Below are 25577 nucleotides of genomic sequence, written 5' to 3' on the forward strand. Positions count from 1 at the left end.
TCCTGAGGAGATACTTAACTCTGAACAGCAACTCCTGTTAGGAGGGGAAAGAATGACACGTAATAAGGTTGAAATTTGCGGAGTGGACACTTCAAAACTTCCTGTTCTTAAAAATGAAGAAATGCGGAAGTTATTTCGTGAAATGCAAAGTGGTGAACTCTCCGCTCGAGAAAAGCTTGTGAATGGGAATTTGAGGCTTGTATTAAGTGTTATTCAACGGTTTAATAACCGTGGAGAATTTGTTGATGACTTATTTCAAGTAGGATGTATTGGATTGATGAAATCCATTGATAACTTTGATTTAGGTCAAAATGTAAAGTTTTCTACATATGCAGTGCCGATGATCATCGGGGAAATCAGACGTTATTTACGTGACAATAACCCGATAAGAGTATCGAGGTCGTTGCGTGATATTGCCTACAAAGCGCTGCAAGTGAGAGAAAGATTGATGAGTGAAACATCCAGGGAGCCGACAGCCGAAGAAATTTCAAAAGTGTTGGAAGTGCCACATGAAGAAATCGTTTTCGCGCTTGACGCCATTCAGGATCCTGTCTCACTTTTTGAACCGATCTATAACGATGGTGGAGATCCCATCTATGTATTGGATCAAATCAGTGATGAGAAGAATAAAGATATCCAGTGGATAGAAGAAATCGCTTTAAAAGAAGGAATGAGGCGATTGAATGACAGGGAAAAGCTCATTTTGAGAAAGCGGTTCTTTCAAGGAAAAACACAGATGGAAGTTGCTGATGAAATCGGAATTTCGCAAGCTCAAGTATCTCGCCTTGAAAAGGCGGCAATCAAGCAGATGAATAAAAATATCCAAAGCTAAACCAGGATAATATAAAGAAAAGAACCAGTATCCAAAATGGGAAACTGGTTCTTTTTTTGGGACGAGTAATAACTATTTAGTTGATAAAGATACCTTGTTGATTGTAGTGGAAGGCGAGCAGACATTACCAGACACTAGCAGGCAAGCGAAGCGTCTGGAACGAAAATCAACAATTGAAAGTAACCTACAGATTAATGAAACTATTTTATTTTCCCTTCATGAAGAAGCAGTCAACTATCATATAGTTTAATATGATAGATAAAATGGGGGAATGGCAATGGTGAAAATATCCGATTTCCAGATGAAAGATGTTGTCAGTGTGTCAGATGGGAAGAAGCTTGGAAATATTGGTGATATCGACATTAACTTAACCAATGGCAAAATCGAGGCCATTATCATTACAGGCGGGGGAAAAATGCTTGGTTTTTTTGGAAAGGATGAGGAAGTAGTCATTCCATGGCGTAATATTGTTAAAATTGGTGCAGATGTGATACTTGTTCGTTATCAAACGAAGGTGGAAACCGCCTACGAGGAATAAAACGCGAAAAAAGCTGTCGAATCATACAATATAATTCAATGTTAGTAGAAAAATGTGGTACAATATGAAGGAATATCAGCGTAACCAATAAAGAAGGTGTCGACTATGACAGAGCCATTTGTTCTGGAAAATGAACAAACATTGTCCCTCCATACATGGAAGAAGCATAAACCTAACTTGGTTGTCGGCTTTACCACCAAAAACGGAGGAGTCAGTGAAGGACATTTTAATACACTGAATATGGGTTTGCATGTAAAAGATTCTCAAGATGCAGTATGTCAGAACAAAGAGACTGTAGCTGAATTACTGAATATGCCCACCGAAAATTGGGTGGGCTGTGACCAAACCCATGAAGATAATATTGTAAAAGTAGATGAGTCATATAAAGGCAAAGGGGTATATTCATATGATACCGCATTGCCAGGAACGGATGGCATCTACACAGACAGAGCGGACATATTGCTTACTCTTTGCTTTGCTGATTGTGTACCATTGTATTTTTTTGCTCCTGATCATGCCATCGTAGGAATTGCACACGCAGGTTGGAAAGGTACAGTGAAAAATATTGCAGGGAAGATGATCAAGTCCTTGATACTGGAAGGGATAAATGACGATTCTATATTTGTGGCAATTGGGCCTTCCATTTCTGCAGAAGCCTATGTGGTGGATCACTTTGTTGTAAATAAGGTGAAAAATGCACTTCCAACTATCGATCCGGACAACTTCATGAAGGAAGTGTCCGAGGGGCAGTTTGAATTAGATTTAAAAAGAGTAAATTATGAACTTCTCTTGCAGGCAGGGGTCAAAGACGAAAACATACTTTGCAGTTCTTTTTGTACAAGCAGGGAGGATTCTTTATTCTTTTCCCATCGACGTGATAAAGGCAATACTGGAAGAATGATGAGCTTCATCGGCTTGAAAGGGGCGAATGGATAATGAGCATTCTGGATTCGGTTGAAAATAATCTGGAAAAGATTCAAAAAAACATTCGTGATGTCTGTGAAAATGTCGGTCGTTCCCCTGAGGAAATAAATATCATTGCAGTTACTAAGTACGTATCAGTTGACAGGGCGAAAGAAGCTGTAGAGTCCGGGGTCCATCACCTTGGTGAAAATAGGGACGATGGATTACGGGAGAAATGGAATGTGCTTTCCAATAAAGCAACCTGGCATTTTATCGGGACATTGCAATCCAAAAAAGTAAAGAAAATTATTGATAAAGTGGATTATATCCATTCCTTAGATCGCGAATCACTCGCGGAAGAGATACATAAACGTACAGAAAAACCCGTAAAATGTTTTATGCAAGTGAATGTTTCAGCGGAGGACTCCAAGCATGGATTGCCCAAGGAAGAAGCCTTAGGATTTGTCGAAAAACTAGGGAATTATCCTAATATCCACGTGGTTGGATTAATGACGATGGCCCCTTACACCGACGATGAAGCAGAGATAAGAAATTGCTTTCGTGAGTTAAAAGCACTGCAAGTTCAAGTCCAAGAACTGAATCTTCCATATGCACCATGTCAAGAATTGTCCATGGGAATGTCCAACGACTATAGAATAGCGATTGAAGAAGGTGCCACCTTTATCCGAATTGGAAGTGCGCTTGTTGGAAACGAACAATAAAGTGGAGGTGTAAAGAATGACAATCAAATCTAAATTCAAAAGTTTTTTTGCTTTGGATGATGAGGAATATGAATACAAAGAAACTGATGCCTATGAGGAAGAAGAGGTAATGGAAGAGCCAAGAAGGACTAGATCCGGAACAACCCAACCAACAAAACAAAATGTTGTAAGCTTGCAAAGTGTTCAAAAAACTTCCAAAGTGGTTCTATATGAGCCAAGATCTTACTCGGAAGCGCAGGATGTTGCCGATCATCTGAAAAACCGCAGGGCAATCATCGTCAATCTTCAAAGGATTGATATGGATCAGGCAAAAAGAATCGTGGACTTCCTGAGTGGCACCGTTTATGCCATAGGTGGGGATATCCAACGAATCGGGCAGAATATTTTCCTATGCACTCCCGATAATGTGGATGTATCAGGATCTATTTCTGAGATTATGCAGCAAGAGCAAGAAAACTTTAGTGATAAGAGGTGGTAAGCTTAAATGTATATGTTTTTCAATTTACTTAATCAGTTAGTTTTTATGTATACAATCGCGTTAATAATCTATATCTTCATGTCCTGGTTCCCGGGTGCCAGAGAATCTTCATTTGGTAGAATTTTAGGGCGGATTTGTGAACCATACCTAGACATGTTCCGTAGAATCATTCCCCCGCTAGGGATGATTGACATTTCCCCAATCGTAGCCATCTTTGTATTGCGCTATGCAGTATACGGTCTTCAGGCACTGTTTGGAATGCTAGGACTATACTAACCATAAATGTAGGGAATCTCGTGTAGGCGGATTCCCTATTTAACTTTTGTATGAGTAGAGTGATATTATGAGTATTTATCAACACTTTCGACAAGAAGAACATGATTTTATCGATCAGGTATTGGAATGGAAAGACACAGTGATGGAGCAGTATGCCCCTAAGCTCACTGACTTTCTTGATCCGCGCGAACAAGATATTGTGAAGAGTGTCGTTGGAAACAATGATGAAGTGAAGCTTGCATTTCACGGTGGAGCAGAAGGTGCTGAACGAAAACGTGCTTTACTATATCCACCTTACATTCAACCAACTATCGACGATTTCCAATTAAAACCGTTTAAACTCTCCTACCCCGATAAATTTGTACAGATTGAACACAGACAGGTACTTGGTTCATTAATGGGCATAGGATTGAAAAGAAGCAAGTTTGGAGATATATACTTTCATGATAAACATGTACAGTTGGTTCTCGGTTCGGAAGTAAGTTCATTTGTCGAACTTCAATTGCAAGAAGTGGGAAGAGTGAAGGTAACTCTTTCTGAAATGCCACTTAACGATTTATACGCGGCAGAAACCAGCTGGGAGGAAAAGTCAACTACAGCAGCATCCCTCAGACTCGATGTCATGATAGCTTCCATTTATAATCTGTCCAGACAAAAAGCCCAATTACTTATTGACGGAAAGAAAGTCAAAGTCAATTGGAAGCTTGTTGAGCAGACAGCCTTCGAATGCCAGGAAGGGGATATCCTTTCCGTAAGGGGATTTGGAAGAAGTAAGCTCCTTACTCTTGATGGGAAAACCAAAAAAGATAAATGGAGAATTATTGTAGGAAAACAAAAATAATTTATTGCTAGGCAGGAAAACGAGGTTGCCTGTCGAATAATGTTAAGTACTAGTCGAGATTTTAATGGAGGTGGCATCAATGCCCTTAACACCGCTTGATATTCACAATAAAGAATTTAATAAGGCTTTTCGTGGTTACGATGAAGATGAAGTAAATGAGTTTCTAGATCAGGTAATCAAGGATTATGAAATGATTTTACGTGAAAAGAAAGAACATGAGGAAAAGGTGAAAGAATTACATGACCGTCTATCTCATTTCACAACCATTGAGGAAACATTGAATAAATCTATCTTGGTGGCACAGGAATCTGCAGAAGATGTCAGAAGAAATGCTCAAAAGGAAGCAAAGCTGATCATTAAAGAGGCGGAAAAGAACGCAGATCGCATCATTAATGAATCTCTCTTAAAGTCAAGAAAGCTGCAAGTAGAAATCGATGAACTGAAAAAACAATCAAAGATTTTTCGTAACCGTTTCAAGATGCTAGTTGAAGCACAATTGGAATTGATTGATAATGACGATTGGGAACATTTGATGGAATACGAGGAAAAAGATAAAGAATTAGAAGAAAGTGGAGTATAACCTTGACGATATAAGGTTATATTCAGTATAATAACGAAACAAATCAAAGTTTTTTCATATGATAGTTTAAATGAACTTATTTACATTATACAGAATAGAAAGCGTTGATAGGGACAGTAGTTCCTCTTATCACTTATTGGAGCGAGTCGGGGACGGTGGAAGCCCGGTATAAGAAGAGGAATGAATATCACCCTAGAGCACCGGACTGAAGGCTTGATAGCTTGTAAGTTCAGTCGTCACATTCACGTTACGAATGCTAAAGTGGATCGGATACTGCCTCAAACAGTCTGGTCAATTTAGGGTGGTACCACGGGAGATCCTCTCGTCCCTTTTTTGGGACGAGGGGATTTTTTTATTTATCTTATGGTAAAGAGTTTCATAGCTGTTGATTGGATTACAGGACGAATACTCCTCAAGGAGATAGCGCTTAGCGAAAGACCCCGCAAGTGAAGCGTGGCCACTGAAAAACATAATAACTTATCGTCCTAATAATTTCTAGCTGTTGATTGGAACAAAAGGCGAAGACTCCTGCGGAGGCTCAAGGTCGCCCCGCGGAAAGCGCAGCCTTTTGTGGAAATCAACAGCGGTATTAGTCAGATAGAATAATGTACTTTTTCAGTGGTCTAGGCGAAGCCGAGGAGACCCCGCAAGCGCCCCTAGGAAAGCGCAGCCCAGTGCGGAAATTAACAGCGCTGTTTATCAGATCCATTATTTTATGAAAAAACAACAAATTAAAAATGTGAAAGTTGGAGGAAATACCATGGAATACAAAGATACGTTATTAATGCCAAAAACCGAATTCCCAATGCGCGGAAACCTGCCGAACCGCGAGCCACAGCTACAACAAAAATGGGATGAAATGGACATCTATAAAAAGGTACAAGAACGCACAAAGGACCGTCCGATGTACGTATTGCACGATGGACCTCCATATGCAAATGGTGACATCCATATGGGTCACGCGCTAAACAAGGTCTTAAAGGACTTTATCGTTCGCTATAAGTCCATGAGCGGATACCATGCTCCATATGTGCCGGGTTGGGATACTCATGGTTTGCCAATTGAAACAGCTTTAACTAAAAACAAAAAAGTGAAACGCAAGGAAATGTCTGTTGCAGATTTCCGTAAATTGTGTGAAGAATATGCCTATGACCAAGTAGACCGTCAGCGTGAGCAATTTATGCGACTCGGGGTACGTGGCGACTGGTTCAACCCATATATCACATTAAAGCCAGAATATGAAGCACAGCAAATCAAGGTGTTCGGTGAAATGGCGAAAAATGGTCTGATCTATAAAGGGTTGAAGCCTGTTTACTGGTCCCCGTCCAGTGAATCCGCACTTGCAGAAGCGGAAATTGAATACCAGGATAAACGTTCTCCTTCCATCTATGTAGCCTTTAATGTTCAAGATGGAAAGGGTGTGCTGGATGGTTCTGAACGGTTCATCATCTGGACAACTACTCCATGGACGATCCCGGCTAACCTTGGAATTGCCGTAAATGCCGATCTTGATTACAGTGTGGTGGAAGTGAACGGTGAAAAATTCATCATTGCTGCAGAGCTTCTTGAAACGGTATCCAGCACGCTTGAGTGGGAAGATGCCAAAGTGGTAAAAGCATTTAAAGGTGCAGAGCTTGAACATATTGTTGCAAAGCATCCACTATACGATCGTACATCCTTAGTAATGTTAGGTGACCATGTAACAACAGACGCGGGAACTGGCTGTGTACACACGGCACCTGGTCACGGGGAAGACGACTTTATCATCGGGAAGAAATATGGTTTGGATGTGCTGTGCCCGGTTGATGCAAAAGGAAACATGACAGAAGAAGCACCTGGCTTTGAAGGGCTATTCTATGACGAGGCGAACAAGCCGATCACAGAAAAACTTCAAGAAGCAGGAGCACTTCTGAAATTGAACTTTATCACTCACTCCTACCCGCATGACTGGCGTACAAAAAAGCCGACCATTTTCCGTGCAACGGCACAATGGTTTGCATCAATCGATAAAATCAGAGATCAATTGCTTGAAGCGGTTGCAGAAACTAAATGGGTACCAGCATGGGGCGAAACGCGCCTGTATAACATGGTACGTGACCGTGGCGACTGGTGTATCTCCCGTCAGCGTGCGTGGGGTGTTCCGATTCCGGTATTCTACGCAGAAAACGGGCAGGAAATCATCACGGATGAGACAATCGATCATGTATCTGCACTGTTCAGGGAGCATGGCTCAAACATTTGGTTCGAAAAAGAAGCAATAGACCTGCTACCGGAAGGCTTTAAGCATGAAGCAAGTCCGAATGGTACATTCTTCAAAGAAATGGACATCATGGATGTATGGTTCGATTCCGGATCTTCCCATCAATCCGTTCTAGAAGAAAGAGATGACCTGCAACGTCCGGCAGACCTATATCTTGAAGGTTCTGACCAATACCGCGGATGGTTTAACTCTTCCTTGACAACAAGTGTAGCAGTAACAGGAAAAGCTCCTTACAAAGGGATTCTAAGCCACGGATTCGCACTGGATGGGGATGGACGCAAGATGAGTAAGTCCCTTGGTAACGTAGTTCTTCCATCCAAGGTAATGAATCAGCTTGGAGCAGACATTCTTCGTCTATGGGTGGCATCTGTTGATTATCAATCAGATGTTCGTGTTTCTGATAACATCTTGAAGCAGGTAGCTGAAGTGTACCGTAAAATCCGTAACACATTCCGTTTTCTTCTAGGAAACCTTGCTGATTTCGATCCGACAGTCCACGCTGTGGAGATGAAAGATTTACGTGAAGTGGACCGTTATATGATGGTGAAGCTTAACAACATGATCACAAAGGTTAAGAAATCCTATGAAGACTATGAATTTGCCGGTATCTACCATGCGGTTCATAACTTCTGTACGATTGAACTAAGTTCTTTCTATCTTGATTTTGCAAAGGATATCCTTTACATCGAAGCGAAGGATCAGCATGACCGCCGTGCAATCCAGACAGTCCTTTACGAGACATTACTTGCTCTTACAAAGCTTGTGACACCTATCCTTCCTCATACAGCTGATGAAGTGTGGTCTCACATCGAGTTTGTAAAAGAGGAAAGCGTGCAGCTGGTGGATATGCCGGATGTATTGCCTGTTGAAAATGCAGATGCAATTGAAGAGAAATGGGATAAATTCATGTCATTACGCGACGATGTGCTGAAGGCGCTGGAAGTTGCCCGTAACGAAAAGGTTATCGGTAAATCTCTTGCAGCGAAAATTACATTGTACCCTAATGCTGAAACAAAGACATTGCTTGATTCCATCGAGGAAAATGTTCAACAGTTGTTCATCGTTTCCGGTTTGGAAGTGGCCGGAGTGAAGGAAGATGCTCCTGAGAATGCTCAAGTATTTGAAGGCGTCGCAATTTCCGTAAATCCAGCCGATGGAGAAACATGTGACCGCTGCTGGGTTGTAACACCAACAGTTGGCCAAGATGCCGACCATCCGACACTATGTGTTCGTTGTGCTTCCGTTGTAAAAGAGAACTACACTGCTTAAAAGAAAACCGCTGACCTTTGTCGGCGGTTTTTTTTTGAAGAAAGTATAATACCCTGTTGATTTCCGGAGCGTTGGAGTTGGATGAGCGATTCGTGAGTATAAAGCAATTCTATTTATCCTTTTTTGGAGGTGTGGTTTCGTATGGAACCACTAGCACTACAAAAAAGAGCAGTTCAGTCGTCATAGAGGGTGTATGGAACCACCAGGAACACAAAAAATAGAAGTTCAGTCGCCATAGAGGGTGTATGGAACCACCAGAAACACAAAAAATAGAAGTTCAGTCGTCATAGAGGGTGTATGGAACCACCAGGAACACAAAAAATAGAAGTTCAGTCGCCATAGAGGGTGTATGGAACCACCAGAAACACAAAAAAGAAAAGTTCAGTCGTCATAGAGGGTGTATGGAACCACCAGGAACACAAAAAATAGAAGTTCAGTCGCCATAGAGGGTGTATGGAACCACCAGAAACACAAAAAAGAAAAGTTCAGTCGTCATAGAGGGTGTATGGAACCACCAGGAACACAAAAAATAGAAGCTCAGTCGTCAAAGAGGGTGTATGGAACCACCAGAAACACAAAAAAGAGCAGTTCAGTCGTCATAGAGGGGGGATGGAACCACCAGGAACACAAAAAAGAGCAGTTCAGTCGCCATAGAGGGTGTATGGAACCACCAGAAATACAAAAAATAGAAGTTCAGTCGTCATAGAGGATGTATGGAACCACTCTTATCAACTTTAATTAAGAAATTATCCATCTTTATAAGGAATGAGCGGTTTGCCCAGTTTTTTAGTATAGAAACTAATCTGTCAATACTTCAGCTTTATTTACAACCCTCTATTTGCTATAATTCAAAAGTACATATAAAAAGCTGGGGGTACTTGTCAAGATGTATTATCTTATTGCACTTGGAATTATCATTCTCGACCAACTAACAAAATGGTTGGTTGTAAGATACATGGAGCTTGGAGAAAGCATTCCGATTATACATAACTTTTTGTACTTATCCTCCCACCGCAATCGTGGAGCTGCCTGGGGGATATTAGAAGGCCAGATGTACTTTTTTTATATTATTACAGTAGGTGTTGTAATCGGACTTGTTGTGTACTTGCAAAAGTTGCCTAAAGATCAGCCTTGGATGAAGCTTGCATTGAGTTTGATGCTAGGAGGGGCGATCGGTAACTTCATTGATCGAGTGTTACACCAGGAAGTGATTGACTTCATCAACACATTCATTTTTACCTATGATTTTCCAATATTCAATGTGGCGGATTCTGCATTAGTGATAGGTGTTGGAATCATATTAGTCTTAACGATACTTGAAGGCAAGAAAGAGAAGGAGTTAACAAAAAAATGACAGAAACCATGACGATCCAGATCGATGAATCACAGAAGAATGACCGTATCGACAAGGTGCTATCCACTCAGAATGAGGAATGGTCACGCTCGCAGGTCCAGCAATGGATCAAAGACGGACAAGTGCTTGTAAACGGAGAAAAAACTAAACCTAACTATAAGTGTAGTGTAGGTGATGACATAACCGTTACCATACCCGAACCGGAGGCATTGGATGTTGTGCCAGAAGAGATGGACCTTGATATTTACTATGAAGATGCGGATGTCATTGTGGTAAATAAACCGCGAGGCATGGTGGTCCATCCTGCAGCAGGGCATGCGACCGGAACACTTGTTAATGGTTTAATGGCTCATTGTAAAGACCTTTCAGGTATCAATGGTGTCTTAAGACCTGGCATAGTACATCGAATTGATAAAGACACTTCCGGGCTTTTGATGATCGCAAAAAACGATTTTGCACATGAAAAACTTGTCAACCAGCTCGTGGAAAAGACTGTAACACGGAAGTATCAAGCAATTGTACACGGTGTTATTTCCCATGATGTAGGGACTGTCGATGCTCCGATCGGCCGGGATAAAAAAGATCGCCAGGCGATGACGGTGACAGATGAAAACAGCAGAAACGCCGTCACTCACTTCCGAGTGATTGAACGATATAAAGACTTTACGCATATTGAGTGCCAGCTTGAAACCGGGCGCACCCACCAAATCCGTGTCCATATGAAGTATATTGGGTACCCCTTGGCGGGTGACCCGAAATATGGTCCGAAAAAATCACTGGATATTGAAGGACAGGCTCTTCACGCGGGAATCCTAGGTTTTATACATCCTCGTACGGAAGAATACATGGAATTCGAGGCACCCAATCCGCCAGAATTCGAGCGCGTTTTAAAACATTTAAAAAATCATTGACATCTTAAAGTTATTTTGAGATAATCATTACAGTTGAATAAGACCTTTAAACGACAGTCCCGTGAGGCTGAGAAGGTAACGGCATATGCGAATGGAGAAGCTATATTTATAGCCACCCCTCTATTTTCATGTACAAAAACCTCTCATCATTCGGTGAGAGGTTTTTTGTTTCTCGTTATAGGTAAGGTTACGAAAGGGTGAGGAAAATGGCGGAAAAGGCTTTGATTTTAGACGAGCAGGCAATAAGAAGAGCGTTAACTCGCATCGCCCATGAAATCATTGAACGAAATAAAGGTGTGGAAGACTCCGTTCTTGTTGGGATAAAAACAAGAGGGATTCACTTAGCCAAACGATTGGCCGAGCGCATCAATCAAATAGAAGAAAAGGAAATAGCAGTTGGGGAATTGGATATAACTTTGTACAGGGATGACCTTACTACCAAGACATCCGATAATGAACCGCTTGTTAAAGGTTCTGACATACCGGTGGACATAAACAATAAAAAAGTTATCCTCGTGGATGATGTATTATTTACAGGTAGAACGGTTCGAGCGGGAATGGACGCGCTAATGGATTTCGGCAGACCATCTCAAATTCAATTAGCTGTACTTGTAGACAGAGGTCATAGGGAGCTACCGATACGAGCGGATTTCGTAGGGAAAAATATTCCGACGGCAAGCACCGAAAAGATAGTAGTGGAACTATCCGAAATAGATAATAATGATCAAGTTAGTATACATGATAAATAAATAAGCCCTTTTAAATGCAGTCCCGTGAGGCTGGCAAAGGGGTAAATTGGTTTTAGAATTCGCTGCTGGCGGATTTTCTAGGGACCTCTCTACCTCTTTGCGCCATCAGGCTGCCAAAGAGTTTTTTTATGGGAAAATACGGGAGGTAAACTGATGAGAGAGAAACCAGTTTTAGACATACATGAAGTACCGAGCAAATCAAAATGGCTGATTTTCAGTATACAACATTTATTCGCCATGTTTGGCGCTACGATATTAGTACCTGCACTTGTAGGGTTGAATCCAGCAGTCGCATTAATTGCAAGTGGCCTTGGAACGCTTGCTTACATCTTCATCACAAAAGGTCAGATACCAGCATATCTCGGTTCATCCTTTGCCTTCATCGTGCCGATCATAGCGGCCTCAGAACTTGCAGGTCCCGGCGGAGCGATGGTAGGGGGGTTCCTTGCAGGGTTGGTTTATGGAATTGTGGCTCTATTGATCAAGCAGCTTGGCCATCAATGGATCTTAACCATTTTGCCTCCGGTTGTAGTAGGGCCGGTCATTATAGTTATAGGACTCGGTTTAGCCGGAGTTGCAGTCGATATGGCGATGTATGAAAACCCCGGCGCACCAGAAGCTGAACTGATTTATAGTGTGAAACATCTTACGGTAGCCTTGACAACACTTGGCATTACCATTGTTAGTGCGATTTTCCTTAGAGGAATCTTCGGGATTATCCCGATACTGATTGGTATTGTTGGTGGATATATTACAGCATATTTTGCAGGATTGATTGACTTGACACCAGTGAGTGTAGCAAAGTGGATCGAAGCACCGAACTTTATCGTACCGTTTGTTGATTATTCCCCAATGGTGACAGTGTCCATCATCGGTATCATGGTTCCGATAGCAATTGTAACCATCGCAGAACATATTGGAGATCAAATGGTAATCAGTAAAATTGTCGGTAAGAACTTTATTAAAAAACCAGGACTACACCGCTCCATCTTAGGGGATGGTGTGGCAACGATGATCGCCTCCTTAATTGGTGGCCCACCTAACACAACTTATGGTGAAAACATCGGGGTCCTGGCCATAACGAGAGTATTCAGTGTCTTTGTTGTCGGAGGGGCGGCAGTTCTTGCCATCATGTTCGGATTTATCGGTAAAATATCAGCCTTGATCGGCACCATTCCAAGCGCGGTAATGGGCGGAGTATCCATCCTCTTGTTTGGAATAATTGCTTCAAGCGGTCTAAGAACATTAATTGACAATAAAGTAGATTTCAGTGTTAAACGAAATCTGATCATCGCTTCTGTAATCATGGTAATAGGTGTTGGAGGAGCTTTCATTAAAGTGTGGGATCTGCAGATTGCAGGAATGGCACTGGCAACGATCATCGGAATTTTCCTTAACCTTTTCTTACCGGGCAGAGAATCCGCAGCATCAGAACATGATGTGATGGACGAAGAACAAAATACAGTAGCTTAACCTTTTAAAACAAGTCCAGAGAGGCTGAGAAGGGTGCAAGGCAAAAACTCATCAAACAAGGAAGATTCTGCAAAAGTATCCTCTTGTTTACCTGAGTATGAGCAAAACACCCTTCCGGCAAAATGGATAGGGTGTTTTTTTATGAAACGGGAGGGATGAAAATGAGACACTTACGAATGATGAGTGACTTGGCAAACGAGGAGATTATGGCACTGATTGAAGAAGCAATAGAATTTCAACAAGGAAAACAATGGACACCAGGAAAACAGACATTCGTTGCCAACCTCTTCTACGAATCAAGTACAAGAACAAAATGCAGCTTTGAAGTGGCAGAAAGAAAGCTTGGTATTCAAGTGCTGCCATTTGAAGTCAGTACATCAAGCGTCAACAAAGGTGAAAGCTTGTACGATACAGCTAAAACACTAGAGTCCCTAGGCGTAAGTGCACTTGTCATTCGCCACCCAGAAGAAGAATATTTCAACCAGTTACATACTATCGGGGCAGCGATCATCAACGGAGGCGATGGTTGTGGGAATCATCCAACCCAGTCGTTATTGGACCTGATGACAATTTTCCAGGAGTTTGAGCACTTCGAGAACTTAAAGATAACCATTATTGGCGATATCCGCCATAGCCGGGTGGCAAGATCCAACGCAGAAGTACTGGAGCGACTGGGTGCAAAGGTAAGATTTGTCGCACCTGATGAATGGAAGGATAACAGTTATCCAAAAGAGGCTTACATCACTATGGAAGATGCGATACAAACAAGTGATGTAGTGATGCTTTTGAGAATACAGCATGAAAGGCATCACAGCGGTAAAGCAGGATTGGATGATTACCACGAGCAATACGGTATGACGATCCAACGTGAAAAAGAAATGAAGCCGAACAGTATCATCATGCACCCGGCACCAATCAACCGTGGGGTGGAAATTGCTTCAGAACTTGTGGAATGCGAGCGCTCAAGGATTTTCAAGCAGATGGAAAACGGCTTATACATGAGAATGGCTGTACTGAAAAAAGCACTAACAAACAATGAAGGAGGAAAAGAGCATGACAACATTATTAAAGAATGGGAAATGGCTTAATTCTGAAGGTGAAATGGAAAAGGTGGATATCCTGATCAAGGATAAAACCATTAAAAGCATCGCCTCCAACATTGAAGATAACGGCAATGAAGAAGTGATCGATCTTGAAGGCAATCTTTTATCCGCAGGGTTCATCGATGTCCATGTACACCTAAGGGAACCTGGCGGGGAAAAGAAAGAAACGATTGAAACTGGAACGATGGCAGCTGCTAAAGGTGGGTTCACCACCATCTGCGCGATGCCTAATACAAGACCTACACCTGATACGAAAGAACAGCTAGATTGGTTGAATAATAGAATCGAAGAAACTGCGAGTGTTCGCGTACTTCCATATGCTTGCATCACTACAAGACAGCTTGGACAGGAACTTACCAATTTTGTCGAGTTAAAAGAAGCTGGTGCTTTCGCTTTTACTGACGATGGGGTTGGCGTCCAGGATGCCTCCAAAATGCTTGAAGCAATGAAACAAGCGGCTGCGCTTGATATGGCGATTGTTGCTCACTGTGAAGAAAATACACTGATAAACAAAGGAGCTGTCCATGAAGGGACATTTTCCAAGGAACATGGGTTGAATGGGATTCCATCTGTATGTGAATCCGTTCATATCGCACGTGACATTTTGCTTGCGGAGGCTACGGGCTGCCACTATCATGTCTGCCATATCAGTACAAAAGAATCTGTCAGAGTGGTAAGAGACGCAAAGCGAGCTGGCATTAAAGTGACAGCCGAAGTAAGCCCACATCATCTGCTACTTTGTGAAGATGATATCCCGGGACTTGATCCGAATTTCAAAATGAACCCGCCATTAAGAGGAAAAGCGGACAAAGAAGCACTAATCGAGGGCTTGCTAGACGGAACCATTGATTTCATCGCAACAGATCATGCTCCCCATACAGCAGAGGAAAAAGCGGAAGGCATGGAAAAAGCACCATTTGGAATAGTAGGCCTGGAAACTGCCTTTCCATTACTCTATACAAACTTTGTGGAAACTAAGAAATTTACATTAAAGCAATTAGTGGATTGGCTGACTGTTAAGCCTGCAGAAGTGTTCAAACTGCAAAGTGGAAAACTAGAAATAGGAGCTACTGCCGACCTTACAATTATTGATTTGAATAGCTTATCAACGATTAATCCGGAAACCTTCCTCTCAAAAGGGAAAAACACACCTTTCACAGGTTGGGAATGCAAAGGGTGGCCAGTAATGACAATAGTAGAAGGAAAACTAGTTTGGCAGAAAGGTAGTGTTCAAGTATGAATCGACAACTAATTTTAGAAGACGGCACTTTCTTTGTAGGAAAGGCGTTTGGCAGCTTAAAGGACTCTATTGGCGAAGTGGTTTTTAATACAGGGATGACAGGTTATCAAGAAATCTTATCTGATCCATCCTACTGCGGTCAGCTTGTGACCCTCACATATCCGCTTGTGGGGAATTACGGAGTGAACAGAGATGACTTTGAATCCATTCATCCTGCCATAAACGGTTTTATTGTAAAAGAAGTAAGTGATTATCCTTCCAATTTTCGTAACCAATGGACACTGGATGAGTTTTTCAAAGCGAAAGACATTCCGGGAATTGCAGGTATCGACACTAGAAAATTGACAAGAATCATTCGTCAGCATGGAACGCTTAAAGGTGCTTTATGTGGGCTTGATGTAGATCGTGAAGAAGTGATTCAACAATTGAAAACCACGACGCTTGCAACCAACCAGGTACATCAAGTGTCCACCAAGACGGCATATCCTAGTCCAGGTCGCGGTTACCGAGTGGTGCTGGTGGATTTCGGGATGAAGCATGGTATTTTAAGAGAGTTGAACAAACGCGGATGTGACGTGGTAGTGGTTCCATACAACATCACTGCAGAAGAAATCATGCAACTTAGCCCAGATGGTGTGATGCTGTCCAATGGACCTGGAGATCCAAAAGACGTTCCGGAAGCCATCACCATGATTCAAGGACTACTTGGAAAAGTTCCGGTATTTGGCATTTGCCTCGGACATCAGCTTTTTGCCCTTGCATGTGGAGCTGACACAGAAAAAATGAAATTCGGCCATAGAGGTTCCAATCACCCAGTAAAAGATTTGAAAACTGGAAAAGTGGCCTTAACCTCCCAGAACCATGGCTACACCGTCACGGAAGAATCATTAGGGAATACAAGACTGGAAGTAACGCATATCGCATTGAACGACGGCACGGTAGAAGGTGTAAAACATAAAGATTACCCGGTATTCACGGTTCAATACCACCCGGAAGCAAGTCCAGGACCAGAAGATGCGAACTATTTATTCGATCAATTCATGGAACTTATCAAGGAAGCAAAAAAGGAGGAGCTTGTATGCCAAAACGTCTAGACATCCAATCCATCTTAGTAATCGGGTCCGGTCCAATTGTGATCGGCCAGGCAGCAGAATTTGATTATGCAGGTACGCAAGCGTGTATTGCCCTTCGCGAAGAAGGGTATCGCGTCATCCTAGTGAACTCCAATCCTGCTACCATCATGACAGATCAGGAAATGGCGGACAAAGTATACATGGAGCCATTAACGGTGGAATTTGTGAGCAGAATCATCCGCAAGGAACGACCAGATGCCATCCTTCCAACCCTTGGCGGACAGACAGGGCTGAACCTTGCTGTGGAACTGGCAGAAGCAGGCGTTCTAGAAGAATGTAATGTACAGATTCTTGGCACAAAGCTATCTGCCATCCAAAAAGCGGAGGACCGCGACCTGTTCCGTACCTTGATGAATGAGTTGGGAGAGCCTGTCCCACAAAGTGAAATCATCACAAACCTTGAAGAAGCATATGAATTTGTAGGGCAAGTAGGATACCCGGTCATCGTAAGACCTGCTTATACGCTTGGCGGTACAGGTGGAGGAATTTGCTCCAACGAAGAAGAATTAATTGAAATCGTAACAAGCGGTTTGAAAAATAGCCCGGTAACTCAATGTCTTCTAGAAAAAAGCATCGCAGGATTCAAAGAAATTGAATACGAAGTGATGCGAGACAGCAATGATAACGCAATTGTCGTATGTAACATGGAAAACATCGACCCGGTGGGAGTACATACAGGAGACTCCATCGTAGTGGCTCCAAGTCAAACGCTTAGTGACAGGGAATACCAGTTATTGCGTAATGTATCCCTGAAAATCATCCGTGCCTTGGAAATCGAGGGCGGATGTAACGTACAGCTTGCACTTGATCCACACAGTTTCAACTACTACATTATTGAAGTTAACCCGAGGGTAAGCCGTTCTTCTGCACTTGCTTCCAAGGCAACAGGTTATCCGATCGCGAAGCTTGCAGCGAAAATCGCGGTAGGCTTGACGCTGGATGAAATGATGAACCCTGTTACAGGAAAAACATATGCATGTTTTGAGCCGGCACTTGATTATATCGTAACAAAAATTCCTAGGTTCCCATTTGATAAGTTCGAATCTGCAAATCGTCGACTTGGAACACAAATGAAAGCAACCGGGGAAGTAATGGCAATCGGAAGAACGTTTGAGGAATCACTTCTAAAAGCGGTCCGTTCCTTGGAATCCAATATTTCCTATCTCGAGCTTGAAGGAAGCGAAGGTTTATCAGATGAACTAGTGGAAAAACGTATCAGAAAAGCTGGAGATGAGAGGTTGTTCTATATCGCTGAAGCGATGAGAAGGGGCGTCACCATTCAGACTATCCATGACTGGTGCGAGATCGATCTGTTTTTCCTGCAAAAACTCCATAAAATCTTGACGATGGAAGAGTTCGTTACAAGCAACAATGGCTGCCTTTCCACGCTGTTAGAAGCAAAAGAAATGGGCTTCAGCGACGAGACGATCGCCAAACTATGGTCGACAACCGAGAGAGGCATCTATGAACTTCGCCTTCAAGAAAACATCGCCCCTGTCTATAAGATGGTGGATACTTGCGCAGCTGAGTTCGAATCCAGCACCCCTTACTACTATGGAACGTATGAAGAGGAGAACGAATCGGAAGTTACAGAAAAAGAAAGCATCGTCGTGTTGGGTTCTGGTCCGATCCGAATCGGACAAGGCGTTGAGTTCGACTATGCGACGGTACATTCTGTCTGGGCAATAAAGGAAGCGGGTTATGAAGCAATCATCATCAATAATAACCCAGAAACAGTATCAACGGATTTCAGTATTTCTGACAAGCTTTATTTTGAGCCGCTGACAATCGAGGACGTCATGAATATCATCAATCTGGAAAAGCCAAAAGGAGTCGTCGTGCAATTTGGTGGCCAAACGGCAATCAACCTTGCAGCGGAATTAGAAGCCAGAGGAGTTAAAATTCTAGGTACTTCATTAGAAGACTTAGATCGAGCGGAAAACCGTGATAAATTCGAACAGACATTGAACATCCTTGAAATTCCACAGCCTAAAGGGAAAACAGCCATCTCTATCCCTGAGGCAATCGAAATTGCCGAAGGAATTGGCTACCCGGTGCTTGTACGTCCATCCTATGTCCTAGGCGGGCGTGCGATGGAAATCGTCTATAAGTCTGAAGAACTTTTACACTACATGAAAAATGCAGTGAAAATCAACCCTGAACATCCTGTACTGATTGATAAATACATGACAGGTAAAGAAATCGAAGTAGATGCGATCTCAGATGGAAAAGATGTATTCATACCAGGCATCATGGAGCATATCGAACGTGCTGGGGTACACTCTGGTGACTCGATCGCGGTTTATCCACCACAAACGCTGAGTGCGACAATCAAAGAGCAAATCATCGACTACACTACAAGGTTGGCACAAGGCTTGAACATTATTGGACTACTCAACATTCAATTTGTCATCTATAAAGAGGAAGTCTATGTAATCGAAGTAAACCCGAGATCAAGCCGTACCGTACCATTCTTAAGCAAAATAACCCATGTGCCGATGGCCAAGGTAGCAACCAAGATCATCTTGGGAGAAAGTCTTGCAGCCCAGGGCTACGGTTCCGGACTTCAACCAGAAACAAAAGGAGTTTTCGTGAAAGTGCCAGTGTTCTCTTTTGCAAAACTACGTAACGTCGACATCACGCTTGGCCCAGAGATGAAATCTACCGGGGAAGTTATGGGGAAAGACATTACCCTTGAAAAAGCATTATATAAAGGCCTGGTTGCTTCTGGGATTTCTATAAAAACTTACGGCTCTGTGTTGTTCACCATTGCCGACAAGGACAAGGAAGAAGCACTTCAACTGGCGAAAAGGTTCCACCGTATCGGTTATAAACTTTTGGCAACAGCAGGAACTGCCGAGTTCTTCGGAGAGTCGGACATCCCGGTAACGGTTGTAAATAAAATTGGTGGAGAATCACCGAACCTGATTGATGTCATTAGAAAAGGGCAAGCACAATTTGTTATCAACACGCTGACTAAAGGCAAACAGCCTGCACGTGATGGATTCAGAATCCGACGCGAATCAGTGGAAAATGGGATCCCTTGCCTGACTTCACTTGATACAGCAAAAGCGATCCTGAGAGTACTAGAATCGATGACATTCTCCATCGAATCGATTGAAACCTTGGAAAGCAAAGAAAAAGAGGCGGTGTACAGTTAATGAAAAAAGCCTGGATGACCATCATCTCTCAAACTCACATTGCAAGGAATATCTATGAAATGACCTTGGAAGGAGAACTCGTCGATCTGATGAGTTCCCCTGGTCAGTTTGTTCATATCCGGGTAACAGAAGGGTTCGACACTCTTTTAAGGCGTCCGATCAGTATCTCATGCATTGATAAGGAAAAACGACAATGTAAGATCACTTACAGAGCTGAGGGAAAAGGAACGATGATTTTGGCGGGAAAACAGCCAGGTGAAAAGCTGGACATTTTGGGGCCCCTCGGAAACGGTTTTCAATTGGAAGACTTACAACGCGGCGATCATGCATTGATTGTAGGGGGAGGAATCGGTGTCCCTCCACTGCTAGAGTTAACCAAACAGTTAAACCGCAGGGGAGTAAGTACCACTCACGTACTCGGCTTTCAATCGAAAGAAGATGTATTTTATAAAAATGAATTTGCCTACTTCGGCGACACCTATGTAGCAACGGTAAACGGGACATATGGAACGGAAGGGTTTGTTACAAATGTGTTGGATGAGATTCAGCCATCATTTACTACCCTCTTCGCCTGTGGTCCAACACCAATGCTTGCAGCACTTGAAAACCTATTCCCTGATAAAAATGTCTATCTCTCTCTTGAGGAGCGGATGGGCTGTGGCATCGGTGCGTGCTTTGCATGTGTGTGTCATCTTCAAAAAGATCCAGAAGGGTACTCTTACAAAAAAGTTTGTACAGATGGACCGGTATTCCGAGCAGGGGAGGTTGTACTATGAGTTGCTTATCTATTAAATTGCCAGGACTAGACTTGAAGAATCCGATTATGCCTGCATCCGGATGCTTTGGCTTCGGTAGGGAATATGCCAAGCTTTATGACTTGAATGTCCTTGGAGCGATCATGATAAAAGCTACCACTGCAGAGCCTAGGTTTGGTAACCCTACTCCAAGGGTTGCAGAAACCAACGCAGGAATGCTTAATGCAATTGGCCTGCAGAATCCCGGACTGGAAAAGGTGCTGTCGGAAGAGCTACCGTTTTTAGCCGACTACAATGTGCCTATCATCGCCAATGTCGCAGGATCCTTGATTGAGGACTATGTTAAGGTTGCGAAAGAAATCTCTGCGGCACCGAATGTTCACGCTTTGGAATTGAACATCTCCTGTCCAAACGTTAAAACAGGGGGTATCGCATTTGGTACAGACCCTGCGGTAGCTTTTGAGGTCACGAAGGCAGTAAAGGAAGTTTCAGAAGTGCCGGTCTATGTTAAATTATCTCCAAATGTTGCAAACATTTCAGAGATTGCGCTGGCAATTGAGCGGGCTGGGGCCGATGGGTTGACGATGATCAACACATTGCTTGGGATGAGAATCGATTTGAAAACAGGCCGACCGGTATTGGCGAATGGTACAGGTGGATTATCCGGTCCGGCAATTAAGCCGGTAGCCATACGTATGATTCATGAAGTTAGCCAGAAGGTTTCCATCCCTATCATCGGCATGGGTGGAGTTCAGTCTGCAGAAGATGTGCTGGAATACTTTTTCGCAGGAGCAAGTGCCGTAGCTGTCGGGACTGCAAACTTTGTGGATCCTTTTATATGTCCAACCATCATCGAAGAACTTCCTTATAAAATGCACGAATTAGGATTTGAGCATATTTCAGAGTGTATCGGAAGGAGCTGGAAGCAGCATGCAAAAATCGCTTATAGTCGCACTTGATTTTGCTGGCAAAGAGGAAGTTTCAAGATTTCTTGCGAATTTCGGGGATGAGAAATTATATGTGAAAGTCGGGATGGAACTGTTTTACCAGGAAGGCCCAAGGATTGTGGAATCTTTGGTTGCCGACGGCCACGACGTATTCCTGGATTTAAAGCTTCACGATATCCCCCATACCGTTTATCAAGCGATGAAAGGCCTTGGTAAGCTAGGAGTGACGATGACCAATCTCCATGCTGCCGGCGGGAAAGAAATGATGAAGGCTGGGTTGGAAGGATTGATGGAAGGGGCGGTTGGACGACGCCCAAACTTGATTGCTGTCACTCAACTTACTAGTATGACGGAAAAACGTATGCAAGAAGATCTCATGATTGCTTCTAAGCTTGACAGTGTGGTTCTACATTATGCTCGAAATGCATTTGAATCCGGGTTAGATGGAGTGGTTTGTTCCTCACTAGAGGCTACTATACTTCGGGAAGCGTTGGGAGAGGAGTTCAAAAAAGTCACCCCTGGAATACGGATGAAAGAGGATAATGTGGATGACCAGAAACGTGTGGTAACTCCATTGGAGGCGCGAAAATTTGGCGCAACAGAAATCGTAGTGGGACGCAGTATCACACGTTCTGCAAACCCTCATAAGGCGTATGAAGCGATACTACAACAATGGCAGGGAGTGGAGATAGGATGAACGATATTATGAACAGAACAGTGGCGGAAGACTTACTGGAAATCAAGGCGGTATTTTTCCAACCAAATGAACCTTTTACATGGTCCTCAGGAATTAAATCACCTATTTATTGTGACAACCGTTTGACCATTTCTTATCCACGTGTGCGTAAAAATATTGCGGAATCCTTGTCTAGACTGATTGCTTCAAAGTTTTCTGATGTGCAGGTGGTAGCTGGAACAGCCACTGCCGGGATACCTCATGCTGCATTGGTCAGTAATGAGCTGAACTTGCCAATGTGCTATGTTCGCAGCAAGGCGAAAGCGCATGGTAAAGGAAATCAAATTGAAGGACATGTGGAAGCCGGGCAGAAAGTAGTGGTAGTGGAAGATCTTATCTCTACAGGCGGCAGTGCAATCACGGCAGTCCAGGCACTGAGGGAAGCAGGCTGTGAAGTGCTTGGTGTGGTAGCCATTTTTACATATGGATTGGAAGTGGCCAATGACAACTTGGCCAATTATGATATTCAAGCACATGCACTATGTGATTATCAGACCTTGATGGATGTGGCAATTGAGAAGGACTACATTCTAGAAGGAGATCGCAAGAAGCTTTCAAAGTGGGTGGAGAACCCTACAAGTGAGACTTGGATGGAGTTTTAGGTTGAATGAGATTTGGAACGTTTCCCCTCTGGGCCGGGTGGTCTGGGGGGGATATTTTGGTTGCTTGGTAATTTGGAGGGAGGTGCTGAAGTGAAGGGATCATTAATTGCCGAATTTTAAATTATGTTGTTGAAGAGCGAGGTGGTAGAAGAGGTGAGTGAAGTGGTAGAAGTATGTTTTGAAGTTGTAGAAGTGGAGCCGGAAAAGGTAGAAGGCCGCCATTAAGGTGTAGAAGATGGAGATTAAGTTGTAGAACAGTTAGTTTGCCTGGGCGTTCGGAAACATGGAATCTCTCCATTTTGATTAACTGTTGATGTAGAACTAAGATCTAAATTACCCAATTTTAAAATTAGATAACTGGTGAGCCAGGTGGTAGAACATGCGAGTGAAGTGGTAGAAGTATGTTTTGAAGTTGTAGAAGGGAGGTCGGAAAAGGTAGAAGGCCGCCATTAAGGTGTAGAAGATGGAGCTTAAGTTGTAGAACGGTTAGTTTGCCTCGGCGTTCGGGTACATGGACCCACTCCAGTTTAATTTGTTACGATGTAGGTCTAAGATCCTAAATTACCCAATTTTAAAATTAGGTAACTGAAGAGCCAGGTGGTAGAACATGCGAGTGAAGTGGTAGAAGTACGTAGTGAAGTGGTAGAAGTGGAGCCGGAAAAGGTAGAACGCCGGCATTAAGGTGTAGAAGATGGAGATTAAGTTGTAGAACGGATAGCTGGACTGTGCGAAAGGAAATATAAAAATCATTATTTTCAATCAATCCCTTCCTCCAAAAGCAACCTTTTATCTTTATCGACCCCATCAAAATCCAATTTCATTAATCATGCAGGATTTATGGAGAAAAATGTCGTAATATGCAAGTGAGAAAAAAGAAAGGTGTGATAGTTTGGAAAAACAAGAGCAATATCGTTCATTATTGCAGCGTAAGCTTCATGCGTTGCATACAAGGCTTTCTCCCATGCATGAAAAGTATGTCCAAGTAGAGAGTGAGTTGGGGAAAAAGCGTTCTGGCGATTATGGTGAGTCTTCCATAGGATATTATTTATCGCATATTAATAGGAGTAATAGATGTCAAATGATAAGGGGTGCAAGATTGCTTCTAGGCCATTACTATTTTCAGATGGATATGCTTCTCCTTTTTCCTTCATTTTTTATTCTTCTAGAAACCAAGCACTTAACAGGTACACTACATTTTGATCCAGACTACCAACAGCTGATTCAGATCAAAAAAGAGGAAAATAAAGAAATATCCAGGCAAGATCCTATCTTGCAAGTGAAAATGCAATATAACCGATTCAAAAGTTGGTTATCACAACACAATGTGGAAGGTTATCCGGGTTATTATTTTGTTGTCATCACCAATCAGAATGCGATAGTTAAAGCTATCTCTAATCCTTCATTGATTCAAGAGTATGTCATCAGAAACCCAGCATTAACGTTTAAATTAGAAAATGTTATAGCTAAGCATCAGCCAATCATTTCGGGCAGTCACTCCTCTCATGAAATCTTCACGTTAATCATCAACAATCACTCTCCCAAAAATGAAGATATTCTTAAAGAATACCATATTAATTCAATGGAAATTAACACAGGAGTAGCGTGTCCCGTGTGTGAAAAACTAGCTATGGAAAGGGAATTAAGAGGATGGAAGTGTCCATTTTGTAGACACTTTTCAAAAGATGCCCATATTCAGGCTTTGGTTGACTATTTCTTGTTAATAGATACCTATATTACAATAAGAGAAGTTTGTAGGTTTTTACGTATTGACAATGTAAGGACTGCTAGAAGAATCATAAAGAACTTATCCCTCGAAAAAACCGGCTCAACAAGCAATACAAAATATTGTTTAAAAAGTCTCTGGAAACAACAAAACGCACCCCATAATGAAAATGGGGTGCGGATACTTCCTTAGATTAATTTTTCGATTTCGCTGTCCTTCTTAAGGTCTTCCACTAGAGTTTGAAGTTTCTTTTGGACTTCTTCTTGTTCTAGTTGACCACGGATTTGGTCTTCTACTTCAGCGAACTCAGGGAATTGGTTTTCTGGAGCTTCTTCTCCTTCAGGAGCTTCCGCTTGCTGTGCTTCACTTTGTTGTTTCGCTTGGTCGTAGTATTCTTTTACTTGTTCGTCCGACACTTTTGTGTCAGGGAATTCTTTTTCCATATACTTTTGAAGGGCCAACTCTTCAGCGATCTGTGCTTTCAACGTATCCATTGTAAGAGGGCTTGCTTCTAGTGCTTCTTCGAATTTTTCTTCGCTTTCGTAACCTGCTTTAATATCATTGATATAGTCTTCGATTTCTTTTTCGCTTGCTTCGTAGCCTTTATCTGCTACTTCTTGAGAAAGAATCTCTTGATCGATCAATGTGTTCAGTGTTTGATCCTTCATTGCCTCAGCGTCTCCGCCTTGACCGAATTGCATCATCATCATCTGAGTTTGTTGAAGCATGTTGTTGTATTCTTGTCCTTTGATTTCTTGACCATTGACTTTAGCGACAACTTTCTCGGGATCTACTTCTTCCACTTCAGGAGTTTGTTGTTCCTGGCCTTGTTGCGCCTCTTTGTTTCCATTGCCTTCGTTAGCAGCATTATTTCCATTAGAACCACATGCAGCTAAAAGAACAGCTGTTAACATCGCTACTAGAAAAATCGTCAATTTCTTTTTCATGTTGTAACCTCCATTTGAAAAACATTTAAAACTATTTTTCCATT

24 protein-coding genes and 1 other annotated feature are annotated in these 25577 nt (G+C 42.6%); of the genes, 23 read left to right on the forward strand and 1 reads right to left on the reverse strand.

Annotated elements, in window-relative coordinates; genetic code table 11:
- Positions 1-52: 52 nt before the first annotated feature.
- The 23 genes from sigG (at position 53) to MKY77_RS10445 (ending at position 24778) form a co-directional block, all read left to right on the forward strand.
- Positions 53-832, forward strand: coding sequence for an RNA polymerase sporulation sigma factor SigG (gene sigG / locus MKY77_RS10335; RefSeq protein ID WP_060665819.1), 780 nt, complete (start codon positions 53-55; stop codon positions 830-832).
- 97 nt (positions 833-929) lie between these two features.
- Positions 930-1082 carry a hypothetical protein gene (locus MKY77_RS10340; protein ID WP_339145739.1) on the forward strand — a complete coding sequence of 51 codons (153 nt, stop codon included), beginning with the start codon at positions 930-932 and terminating at the stop codon, positions 1080-1082.
- 27 nt (positions 1083-1109) lie between these two features.
- Positions 1110-1370 (forward strand): YlmC/YmxH family sporulation protein, encoded by a 261-nt coding sequence (locus MKY77_RS10345; protein ID WP_064101185.1) that lies wholly within the window; start codon positions 1110-1112, stop codon positions 1368-1370.
- Between the two features lie 105 nt (positions 1371-1475).
- A complete protein-coding gene (gene pgeF, locus MKY77_RS10350; RefSeq protein ID WP_339145740.1) occupies positions 1476-2306 on the forward strand; it encodes a peptidoglycan editing factor PgeF in 831 nt (276 codons plus the stop codon).
- The gene (locus MKY77_RS10355; protein ID WP_339145741.1) at positions 2306-2995 is read left to right on the forward strand and encodes a YggS family pyridoxal phosphate-dependent enzyme; all 690 of its coding nucleotides are present in this window, start codon (positions 2306-2308) and stop codon (positions 2993-2995) included. The genes pgeF and MKY77_RS10355 overlap by 1 nt, the downstream gene beginning before the upstream one ends.
- A gap of 16 nt (positions 2996-3011) precedes the next feature.
- On the forward strand, positions 3012-3473 hold the full coding sequence (locus MKY77_RS10360; RefSeq protein ID WP_237661977.1) for a cell division protein SepF: 462 nt from the start codon (positions 3012-3014) through the stop codon (positions 3471-3473).
- 6 nt (positions 3474-3479) lie between these two features.
- Complete coding sequence (locus MKY77_RS10365) at positions 3480-3749, forward strand: YggT family protein (protein ID WP_339145742.1); 270 nt, start codon at positions 3480-3482, stop codon at positions 3747-3749.
- 67 nt (positions 3750-3816) lie between these two features.
- Positions 3817-4590: an RNA-binding protein gene (locus MKY77_RS10370; RefSeq protein WP_339145743.1), complete on the forward strand. Its 774-nt coding sequence runs from the start codon at positions 3817-3819 to the stop codon at positions 4588-4590.
- Positions 4591-4669: 79 nt separating this feature from the next.
- On the forward strand, positions 4670-5170 hold the full coding sequence (locus tag MKY77_RS10375; RefSeq protein ID WP_237661980.1) for a DivIVA domain-containing protein: 501 nt from the start codon (positions 4670-4672) through the stop codon (positions 5168-5170).
- A gap of 95 nt (positions 5171-5265) precedes the next feature.
- Positions 5266-5503, forward strand: a binding site (T-box leader).
- 427 nt (positions 5504-5930) lie between these two features.
- On the forward strand, positions 5931-8699 hold the full coding sequence (gene ileS, locus MKY77_RS10380) for an isoleucine--tRNA ligase (protein WP_339145744.1): 2769 nt from the start codon (positions 5931-5933) through the stop codon (positions 8697-8699).
- Between the two features lie 886 nt (positions 8700-9585).
- Positions 9586-10053 (forward strand): signal peptidase II, encoded by a 468-nt coding sequence (lspA, locus tag MKY77_RS10385; RefSeq protein WP_339145745.1) that lies wholly within the window; start codon positions 9586-9588, stop codon positions 10051-10053.
- Complete coding sequence (locus MKY77_RS10390) at positions 10050-10964, forward strand: RluA family pseudouridine synthase (protein ID WP_339145746.1); 915 nt, start codon at positions 10050-10052, stop codon at positions 10962-10964. Before lspA ends, MKY77_RS10390 begins: the two co-directional genes overlap by 4 nt.
- A 206-nt stretch (positions 10965-11170) precedes the next feature.
- Positions 11171-11713 (forward strand): bifunctional pyr operon transcriptional regulator/uracil phosphoribosyltransferase PyrR, encoded by a 543-nt coding sequence (gene pyrR, locus MKY77_RS10395; RefSeq protein ID WP_237661984.1) that lies wholly within the window; start codon positions 11171-11173, stop codon positions 11711-11713.
- Between the two features lie 153 nt (positions 11714-11866).
- Entirely contained in the window at positions 11867-13186 is a 1320-nt protein-coding gene (locus tag MKY77_RS10400) for a solute carrier family 23 protein (protein WP_339145747.1), read from the forward strand.
- A gap of 161 nt (positions 13187-13347) precedes the next feature.
- The gene (locus MKY77_RS10405; protein WP_339145748.1) at positions 13348-14274 is read left to right on the forward strand and encodes an aspartate carbamoyltransferase catalytic subunit; all 927 of its coding nucleotides are present in this window, start codon (positions 13348-13350) and stop codon (positions 14272-14274) included.
- Positions 14240-15529, forward strand: coding sequence for a dihydroorotase (locus tag MKY77_RS10410; protein ID WP_339145749.1), 1290 nt, complete (start codon positions 14240-14242; stop codon positions 15527-15529). The genes MKY77_RS10405 and MKY77_RS10410 overlap by 35 nt, the downstream gene beginning before the upstream one ends.
- Positions 15526-16623, forward strand: coding sequence for a carbamoyl phosphate synthase small subunit (locus tag MKY77_RS10415; RefSeq protein ID WP_339145750.1), 1098 nt, complete (start codon positions 15526-15528; stop codon positions 16621-16623). Before MKY77_RS10410 ends, MKY77_RS10415 begins: the two co-directional genes overlap by 4 nt.
- Positions 16608-19823 carry a carbamoyl-phosphate synthase large subunit gene (gene carB / locus MKY77_RS10420; RefSeq protein WP_339145751.1) on the forward strand — a complete coding sequence of 1072 codons (3216 nt, stop codon included), beginning with the start codon at positions 16608-16610 and terminating at the stop codon, positions 19821-19823. The genes MKY77_RS10415 and carB overlap by 16 nt, the downstream gene beginning before the upstream one ends.
- Positions 19823-20599 carry a dihydroorotate dehydrogenase electron transfer subunit gene (locus MKY77_RS10425; RefSeq protein ID WP_339145752.1) on the forward strand — a complete coding sequence of 259 codons (777 nt, stop codon included), beginning with the start codon at positions 19823-19825 and terminating at the stop codon, positions 20597-20599. The genes carB and MKY77_RS10425 overlap by 1 nt, the downstream gene beginning before the upstream one ends.
- Entirely contained in the window at positions 20596-21537 is a 942-nt protein-coding gene (locus tag MKY77_RS10430) for a dihydroorotate dehydrogenase (RefSeq protein WP_339145753.1), read from the forward strand. Before MKY77_RS10425 ends, MKY77_RS10430 begins: the two co-directional genes overlap by 4 nt.
- Positions 21509-22222, forward strand: a complete 714-nt coding sequence (gene pyrF / locus MKY77_RS10435) for an orotidine-5'-phosphate decarboxylase (RefSeq protein WP_339145754.1) — start codon at positions 21509-21511, stop codon at positions 22220-22222. The genes MKY77_RS10430 and pyrF overlap by 29 nt, the downstream gene beginning before the upstream one ends.
- Positions 22223-22230: 8 nt before the next feature.
- Positions 22231-22863, forward strand: coding sequence for an orotate phosphoribosyltransferase (gene pyrE / locus MKY77_RS10440; RefSeq protein WP_339149785.1), 633 nt, complete (start codon positions 22231-22233; stop codon positions 22861-22863).
- An 889-nt stretch (positions 22864-23752) separates the two neighbouring features.
- Positions 23753-24778 carry a nuclease-related domain-containing protein gene (locus tag MKY77_RS10445; RefSeq protein ID WP_339145755.1) on the forward strand — a complete coding sequence of 342 codons (1026 nt, stop codon included), beginning with the start codon at positions 23753-23755 and terminating at the stop codon, positions 24776-24778.
- Here MKY77_RS10445 and MKY77_RS10450 read toward each other — a convergent pair.
- Positions 24775-25533 (reverse strand): SurA N-terminal domain-containing protein, encoded by a 759-nt coding sequence (locus tag MKY77_RS10450; RefSeq protein WP_339145756.1) that lies wholly within the window; start codon positions 25531-25533, stop codon positions 24775-24777. The genes MKY77_RS10445 and MKY77_RS10450 overlap by 4 nt on opposite strands.
- Positions 25534-25577 lie beyond the last annotated feature (44 nt).

Origin of the sequence: Sutcliffiella sp. FSL R7-0096 (genome assembly GCF_038595065.1) — a bacterium.
GTDB lineage: Bacteria > Bacillota > Bacilli > Bacillales > Bacillaceae_I > Sutcliffiella_A.

Bases quoted from the DNA above. Each gene is read 5' to 3' on its own strand.
- MKY77_RS10430 (WP_339145753.1), top strand. From the start codon at position 20,596: ATGAGTTGCTTATCTATTAAATTGCCAGGACTAGACTTGAAGAATCCG.
- lspA (WP_339145745.1), top strand. From the start codon at position 9,586: ATGTATTATCTTATTGCACTTGGAATTATCATTCTCGACCAACTAACA.
- MKY77_RS10405 (WP_339145748.1), top strand. From the start codon at position 13,348: ATGAGACACTTACGAATGATGAGTGACTTGGCAAACGAGGAGATTATG.
- MKY77_RS10345 (WP_064101185.1), top strand. From the start codon at position 1,110: ATGGTGAAAATATCCGATTTCCAGATGAAAGATGTTGTCAGTGTGTCA.
- pyrE (WP_339149785.1), top strand. From the start codon at position 22,231: ATGAACAGAACAGTGGCGGAAGACTTACTGGAAATCAAGGCGGTATTT.
- MKY77_RS10390 (WP_339145746.1), top strand. From the start codon at position 10,050: ATGACAGAAACCATGACGATCCAGATCGATGAATCACAGAAGAATGAC.
- MKY77_RS10450 (WP_339145756.1), bottom strand. From the start codon at position 25,533: ATGAAAAAGAAATTGACGATTTTTCTAGTAGCGATGTTAACAGCTGTT.
- MKY77_RS10415 (WP_339145750.1), top strand. From the start codon at position 15,526: ATGAATCGACAACTAATTTTAGAAGACGGCACTTTCTTTGTAGGAAAG.
- pyrF (WP_339145754.1), top strand. From the start codon at position 21,509: ATGCAAAAATCGCTTATAGTCGCACTTGATTTTGCTGGCAAAGAGGAA.
- pyrR (WP_237661984.1), top strand. From the start codon at position 11,171: ATGGCGGAAAAGGCTTTGATTTTAGACGAGCAGGCAATAAGAAGAGCG.
- carB (WP_339145751.1), top strand. From the start codon at position 16,608: ATGCCAAAACGTCTAGACATCCAATCCATCTTAGTAATCGGGTCCGGT.
- MKY77_RS10370 (WP_339145743.1), top strand. From the start codon at position 3,817: ATGAGTATTTATCAACACTTTCGACAAGAAGAACATGATTTTATCGAT.
- pgeF (WP_339145740.1), top strand. From the start codon at position 1,476: ATGACAGAGCCATTTGTTCTGGAAAATGAACAAACATTGTCCCTCCAT.
- MKY77_RS10400 (WP_339145747.1), top strand. From the start codon at position 11,867: ATGAGAGAGAAACCAGTTTTAGACATACATGAAGTACCGAGCAAATCA.
- MKY77_RS10375 (WP_237661980.1), top strand. From the start codon at position 4,670: ATGCCCTTAACACCGCTTGATATTCACAATAAAGAATTTAATAAGGCT.
- MKY77_RS10355 (WP_339145741.1), top strand. From the start codon at position 2,306: ATGAGCATTCTGGATTCGGTTGAAAATAATCTGGAAAAGATTCAAAAA.
- MKY77_RS10360 (WP_237661977.1), top strand. From the start codon at position 3,012: ATGACAATCAAATCTAAATTCAAAAGTTTTTTTGCTTTGGATGATGAG.
- MKY77_RS10365 (WP_339145742.1), top strand. From the start codon at position 3,480: ATGTATATGTTTTTCAATTTACTTAATCAGTTAGTTTTTATGTATACA.
- sigG (WP_060665819.1), top strand. From the start codon at position 53: ATGACACGTAATAAGGTTGAAATTTGCGGAGTGGACACTTCAAAACTT.
- ileS (WP_339145744.1), top strand. From the start codon at position 5,931: ATGGAATACAAAGATACGTTATTAATGCCAAAAACCGAATTCCCAATG.
- MKY77_RS10425 (WP_339145752.1), top strand. From the start codon at position 19,823: ATGAAAAAAGCCTGGATGACCATCATCTCTCAAACTCACATTGCAAGG.
- MKY77_RS10410 (WP_339145749.1), top strand. From the start codon at position 14,240: ATGACAACATTATTAAAGAATGGGAAATGGCTTAATTCTGAAGGTGAA.